Here is a 6,270-nt window from a genome sequence, read left to right as displayed (position 1 = left end):
GAGACAGATGGAGTGTCAGTTGACACCGTCGTGCCTGGCACTCCATCGCGAGCAAGCTCGCTCCTACAGGGATCTTCATTATTCGTTCCAATCGGTTTAACACCATGAATACATCAACTGCCAAAGCTCACATGGACATTGCCCAACCGCTGCGCAAAAGCCGCGTGAGCAATCCCGGCTGGTTTCTGGTCAGCCCTTCGGTAGCGCTGCTGCTGTTGTGGATGATCGTGCCGCTGGGCATGACCCTCTACTTCTCGATGATCCGCTACAACCTGCTCAATCCGGGTGAAAACGAATTTGTCGGGCTGGAGAACTTCTCTTATTTCCTGACGGACTCGGGCTTCCTGCCCGGCGCCAGCAACACGCTGTTGCTGGTGGGCAGCGTGCTGCTGATCAGCGTGGTGTTCGGCGTGCTGATCAGTGCGTTGCTGGAGGCCAGTGAGTTTTTCGGTCGCGGCATCGTGCGGGTGCTGCTGATTTCGCCGTTTTTCATCATGCCCACGGTGGGCGCGCTGATCTGGAAGAACCTGATTTTCCATCCGGTGTCGGGGATTCTCGCCTACGTCTGGAAGCTGTTCGGCGCGCAACCGGTGGACTGGCTGGCGCACTACCCGCTGCTGTCGATCATCATCATTGTCTCGTGGCAATGGCTGCCGTTCGCCATCCTGATCCTGATGACCGCCATGCAGTCCCTCGACCAGGAACAGAAAGAAGCCGCGCGCCTGGACGGCGCCGGGCCCATCGCGATTTTCTGGCACCTGACATTGCCACACCTGGCGCGGCCGATTGCGGTGGTGGTGATGATCGAAACCATCTTCCTGCTCTCGGTCTTCGCCGAGATCTTCACCACCACCAACGGCGGCCCCGGCTACGCCTCGACCAACCTCGCCTACCTGATCTACAACCAGGCGCTGGTGCAGTTCGACGTCGGCATGGCCTCGGCGGGCGGCTTGATCGCCGTGGTCATCGCCAACATCGCCGCGATCATTCTGGTGCGAATGATCGGCAAAAACCTGACCGACAAAGCCTGAGGCCTGCCATGACTCTTCAACAATCCCGTCGTTTGCAAAGCCTTCTGCTCGGTACGTTGGCCTGGGCCATCGCGATCCTGATTTTCTTTCCGATCTTCTGGATGGTACTGACCAGTTTCAAAACCGAAATCGGTGCCTTTGCCACGCCGCCGCAGTTCATCTTCACACCGACGCTTGCGAACTACCTGCACATCAACGAACGCAGCGATTACTTCAGCTTTGCCTGGAACTCGGTGGTGATTTCCTTCAGCGCCACGGCCCTGTGCCTGCTGATCGCGGTGCCGGCGGCCTACTCCATGGCGTTCTACGAAACCCAACGCACCCGAGGCACGTTGCTGTGGATGCTCTCGACCAAGATGTTGCCGCCGGTGGGCGTGCTGATGCCGATCTACCTGCTGGCCAAGAGTTTCGGGCTGCTCGATACGCGCATTGCACTGATCGTCATCTACACCCTGATCAATCTGCCGATCGTGGTCTGGATGATTTACACCTACTTCAAGGACATCCCCAAGGACATACTCGAAGCCGCGCGCCTGGACGGCGCAACGCTGGCCCAGGAAATGCTCCGGGTGTTGCTGCCCATCGCCAAGGGTGGCCTGGCCTCCACGGTGCTGCTGTCGCTGATCCTGTGCTGGAACGAGGCCTTCTGGTCGCTGAACCTGACCTCATCGAAAGCCGCACCGCTGACCGCGTTGATCGCCTCGTACTCAAGCCCCGAAGGGTTGTTCTGGGCCAAGTTGTCGGCGGTGTCGACCCTGGCCTGCGCGCCGATCCTGATCTTCGGCTGGATCAGCCAGAAACAACTGGTACGCGGCCTGTCGTTCGGCGCCGTGAAATGAATCGAAAGCAAAAGATCGCAGCCTGCGGCAGCTCCTACACAGGACGGCCGGCGGTCCCCCTGTAGGAGCTGCCGCAGGCTGCGATCTTTTGATCTTAAAAAACAACAAACGGAGGCCCATGATCATGGCCAACCTGAAAATCAGGAATCTGCAAAAAGGCTTCGAAGGCTTTTCCATCATCAAGGGCATTGACCTGGAAGTGAATGACAAGGAATTCGTGGTCTTCGTCGGCCCGTCGGGCTGCGGCAAATCCACGTTGCTGCGGCTGATCGCAGGGCTGGAAGAAGTCAGCGGCGGCACCATCGAACTCGATGGCCGCGACATCACCGAAGTGAGCCCGGCCAAGCGCGACCTGGCGATGGTGTTCCAGACCTACGCCCTGTACCCGCACATGAGCGTGCGCAAGAACATGTCGTTCGCCCTCGACCTCGCCGGCGTGGCGAAAGCCGAAGTGGAGAAAAAGGTCAGCGAAGCGGCGCGCATCCTCGAACTGGGGCCGATGCTGGAGCGCAAACCCAAGCAACTGTCCGGTGGCCAGCGCCAGCGCGTGGCAATTGGCCGCGCCATCGTGCGCAACCCGAAAATCTTCCTGTTCGACGAACCGTTGTCCAACCTCGATGCCGCCCTGCGCGTGCAGATGCGCCTGGAGCTGTTGCGCCTGCACAAGGAACTGCAAGCCACGATGATCTACGTGACCCACGATCAGGTCGAAGCGATGACCATGGCCGACAAAGTTGTCGTACTCAATGGTGGGAAAATCGAGCAAGTCGGCTCGCCGCTGGACCTCTATCACCAGCCGGCCAACCTGTTTGTCGCGGGGTTTCTGGGCACGCCGAAAATGGGCTTTCTCAAAGGCAAGGTCACACGCACCGACAGCCAGAGCTGCGAAGTACAACTGGACGCCGGTACCCGCATCAGCCTGCCCTTGAGCGGCCGGCATCTGAGCGTCGGGAGTGCGGTAACGCTGGGCATCCGCCCCGAGCATCTGGAACTGGCCAAACCCGGCGACTGCACCTTGCAGGTCACCGCCGATGTCAGCGAGCGCCTGGGCAGCGACACCTTCTGCCACGTCCTGACGTCGTCCGGCGAAGCCCTGACCATGCGTGTTCGCGGCGATCTGGCCAGCCGTTATGGCGAAACCCTGGGCCTGCACCTGGATGCGCAACACTGCCATTTATTCGATGCCGATGGCGTGGCACTGACCCGCCCGTTGCGCGTTGCTGCCTGATTTCAGAGAGCCTGCGATGAAACTGAACAAACTGAACCTCAACCGCCTCGCGCCTGAAGTGGTCCTGCCCGCCTACGCGTTGGGCGATACCCGCCAAGGCATCGCGCACATCGGCGTCGGCGGTTTCCATCGCGCCCATCAGGCGTTTTACACCGATGCCCTGATGAACACCGGAGAAGCGCTGGACTGGGCAATCTGTGGTGTCGGCCTGCGCGCCGAGGACCGCCGCGCCCGTGACGATCTCAAGGAGCAGGACTACCTGTTCACCTTGTTCGAACTTGGTGATAACGACGACACCGAGGTGCGGGTGATCGGCGCCATTCGCGACATGTTGCTGGCTGAAGACGACGCCCAGGCGCTGATCGATAAACTGGCGAGTCCCGAGATCCGTATCGTCTCGCTGACCATCACCGAAGGCGGTTACTGCATCGACGACAGCACCGGCGAGTTCATGGCGCACTTGCCGCAGATCCAGCATGACCTGGCGCACCCGAATGCGCCGAAAACCGTGTTCGGTTTCCTCTGTGCCGCACTGGCCAGGCGTCGCGCCGCCGGCACAGCAGCTTTCACCCTGATGTCCTGCGATAACCTGCCGCACAACGGTGCCGTCACCCGTAAGGCCCTGCTTGCCTTCGCCGCCTTGCACGACGGCGAACTGCGCGACTGGATCGACGCCAACGTCAGTTTCCCCAACGCCATGGTCGACCGCATTACACCGATGACCAGCACTCGGCATCGCCTGCAACTGGCCGACCAGCATGGGCTGGACGATGCCTGGCCGGTGGTCTGCGAACCCTTTGTGCAATGGGTGCTGGAAGACAAGTTCGTCAACGGTCGCCCGGCCTGGGAAAAGGTTGGCGTGCAGTTCACCGACGACGTCACGCCCTACGAAGAAATGAAGATCAAGCTGCTCAACGGCAGTCATCTGGCGCTGACGTACCTGGGATTCCTGAAGGGTTACCGCTTTGTCCATGAGGTCATGAACGACCCGCTGTTCGTGCGCTACATGCGCGCCTACATGGACCTGGATGTGACGCCGCAGTTGCCGGCGGTGCCGGGAATCGACCTGACCGAGTACAAGGACACCCTGGTGACGCGCTTCTCCAATCAGGCGATTGCCGATCAACTCGAACGGGTGTGTTCGGACGGCTCGTCGAAGTTTCCGAAATTCACCGTGCCGACCATCAACCGCTTGATCGCCGATGGCTGCGAGACCAAACGCGCAGCGTTGGTGGTGGCGGCGTGGGCGCTATACCTCAAGGGAGTGGATGAACATGGCGAGACCTATTCGATACCGGACCCGCGCGCGGCGTTCTGCCAGGCGCTGGTGACCGATGACGCGCTGATTACCCAGCGTTTGCTGGCGGTCGAGGAGATTTTTGGTACGGCGATTCCCCGCTCGCCGGAGTTTGTCGCGGCGTTCGAGTGGTGCTGCAACAGTTTGCGCGAGCTGGGGGTGTCGCGGACTCTGGAACGAGTTTTGGCGTAAGTCCTGCGGTGGAGCTGCTGCCGTCTTCGCGGGCAAGCCCGCTCCCACAGGGGGCTTCAGCGGACGCAAGTTTTGTGTTCAACAACAAACCCTGTGGGAGCGAGCTTGCTCGCGATGGCGGCTGGACAGTCAGTAGAGATACTCAATGCTCAACGATATCGACCCGACGATCCAAGGATCCTGCATGACAACCCGACAACTCTTCCTCGGCATCGACTGTGGCACCCAGGGCACCAAGGCCATCATCCTCGACGCAGCCAGCGGTGCGGTGCTCGGCCAGGGCGCCGCCAGCCACAGCCTGATCAGCGGCGCCAATGGCCGCCGTGAACAGGACACCCAGCAGTGGCTGGAAGCCTTCGCCACGTCCACCCGCCGCGCGTTGCTCGCGGCCAGGGTCGATGGCCAGGCGATCCTCGGCATTGGCGTGTCCGGCCAGCAACATGGCCTGGTGCTGCTCGACGATCAGGGCAAGGTGCTGCGTGCGGCCAAGCTCTGGTGCGACACCGAAACCACCCCGGAAAATGACCGCCTGCTGGCCCATCTGGGCGGCGAAAAGGCTTCGCTGGAACGCCTCGGCGTAGTCATCGCGCCGGGCTACACCCTGTCCAAACTGCTATGGACCAAAGAGCAGCATCCGGAGGTGTTTTCCCGCATCGCCCGCATCCTGCTGCCCCACGACTACCTCAACCATTGGCTCACCGGTCGCAGCTGCAGCGAGTACGGCGATGCCTCGGGCACCGGGTATTTCAATGTGCGTACGCGCCAGTGGGATTTGCAATTGTTGCGTGACATCGACCCGAGCGGACGCCTGCAAGCCGCCCTGCCGGAGTTGATCGATGCCCACCAGGCAGTCGGCACGATTCTGCCGGGGATCGCCGAACACCTGGGCATCAACCCGCGGGCACTGGTGTCCAGTGGTGGCGGCGACAACATGATGGGTGCCATTGGCACCGGCAACATCCAGCCCGGGGTAATCACCATGAGCCTCGGTTCGTCGGGTACGGTGTACGCCTATGCCGATCAACCGAACGTCGCCCCGCAAGCGGCGGTTGCCACGTTCTGTTCTTCGAGCGGTGGCTGGCTGCCTTTGATCTGCACCATGAACCTGACCAATGCCACCGGCCTGATTCGCGACCTGCTGGACCTCGACATCGATCAGTTCAATGAGCTCGTTGCCCAGGCGCCGATCGGTACCGAAGGCGTTTGCATGCTGCCGTTTTTCAACGGCGAGCGGGTGCCTGCCCTGCCCCATGCCAGCGGCAGCCTGTCAGGCCTGACCATGTCCAACCTGACCCGGGCCAATCTGTGCCGTGCGGTGGTCGAAGGCACGACGTTCGGTTTGCGTTACGGACTGGACCTGCTACGCAGCAATGGCTTGCAAAGCCGCAGCATTCGGCTGATCGGCGGTGGTTCCAAAAGCGCGGTGTGGCGGCAGATCGTCGCCGACACCATGAACACCCCGGTGATCTGCACCGAACAAAGTGAGGCCGCGGCCCTCGGTGCGGCGATCCAGGCGGCCTGGTGCGTATCCCGGGCAAACGGGCACGACGGCAGCCTGGCGGACTTGTGCGAGCGCTGCGTCAAACTCGACCCGGCCAGTGAAACCCTGCCGGGCGCCAACAATGTGCAAGCCTGCCAACAGGCGTATGAACGCTATCGACAGCATGTCGTAACCCTTTGAAG

5 protein-coding genes are annotated in these 6,270 nt (G+C 61.4%); all 5 read left to right on the top strand.

All coding sequences use genetic code 11. The features are described from left to right. Positions 1-104: 104 nt before the first annotated feature. The 5 genes from KGA81_RS28175 (at position 105) to xylB (ending at position 6,268) form a co-directional block, all read left to right on the top strand. Positions 105-1,031, top strand: coding sequence for a carbohydrate ABC transporter permease (locus KGA81_RS28175; protein ID WP_411736579.1), 927 nt, complete (start codon positions 105-107; stop codon positions 1,029-1,031). 8 nt (positions 1,032-1,039) lie between these two features. Beyond that, complete coding sequence (locus KGA81_RS28170; RefSeq protein ID WP_223550631.1) at positions 1,040-1,870, top strand: carbohydrate ABC transporter permease; 831 nt, start codon at positions 1,040-1,042, stop codon at positions 1,868-1,870. A gap of 124 nt (positions 1,871-1,994) precedes the next feature. After that, complete coding sequence (locus tag KGA81_RS28165; RefSeq protein ID WP_223550629.1) at positions 1,995-3,098, top strand: ABC transporter ATP-binding protein; 1,104 nt, start codon at positions 1,995-1,997, stop codon at positions 3,096-3,098. Positions 3,099-3,114: 16 nt separating this feature from the next. Beyond that, entirely contained in the window at positions 3,115-4,587 is a 1,473-nt protein-coding gene (locus KGA81_RS28160) for a mannitol dehydrogenase family protein (protein WP_223550627.1), read from the top strand. Between the two features lie 184 nt (positions 4,588-4,771). Continuing rightward, the gene (xylB, locus tag KGA81_RS28155; protein ID WP_223550625.1) at positions 4,772-6,268 is read left to right on the top strand and encodes a xylulokinase; all 1,497 of its coding nucleotides are present in this window, start codon (positions 4,772-4,774) and stop codon (positions 6,266-6,268) included. The last annotated feature ends 2 nt before the right edge of the window (positions 6,269-6,270 follow it).

This window comes from Pseudomonas sp. A-B-19, assembly GCF_019947515.1.
Taxonomy (GTDB): Bacteria; Pseudomonadota; Gammaproteobacteria; order Pseudomonadales; family Pseudomonadaceae; genus Aquipseudomonas.
This window is presented reverse-complemented; position numbering and strand designations above follow the sequence as displayed.